Origin of the sequence: Mycobacterium arosiense ATCC BAA-1401 = DSM 45069, from assembly GCF_002086125.1 — a bacterium.
Classification (GTDB): Bacteria; Actinomycetota; Actinomycetes; order Mycobacteriales; family Mycobacteriaceae; genus Mycobacterium; species Mycobacterium arosiense.
The window spans coordinates 1-385 of sequence record NZ_MVHG01000263.1; the positions used below are offsets into that span (position 1 = coordinate 1).

Consider the following 385-nt stretch of genomic DNA (forward strand, 5'->3'; position numbering starts at 1 on the left):
GTCCGTACCGGTATGCAGGGTGCGCCTGGCCTTGTAGAGCGGGTCGCCGGCCAGTCCGCGGTGCCCGTGCAGGTCCTGCTGGACGCGGCGCCGGCACCGGTCCAAGGCGTCGCCGGCCAACCGCACGACGTGGAACGGGTCCATCACCGCGACAGCGTCGGGCAGCTCCTCGACGGTCGCGGACTTGAACCCGGTGAACCCGTCCATCGCGACGACCTCGATGCCCGCCGCCCACGCCCTGGGCCGGGCGGCGAGCCAGGTCTTGAAGACCTGCTTGGAGCGGCCGGCGACCATGTCCAGCAACCGGGCCGGACCCGTGCCGTCGCGCACCGGGGTCAGGTCGATGACCACGGTGACGTACTTGTCGCCGTAGCGGGTGTGGCGC

At 72.2% G+C, this 385-nt stretch carries 1 protein-coding gene; it reads right to left on the reverse strand.

The features are described 5' to 3' along the window. The coding region (locus BST14_RS28405; protein WP_142279705.1) for a transposase at nucleotides 1–385 on the reverse strand (385 nt) is incomplete at both ends.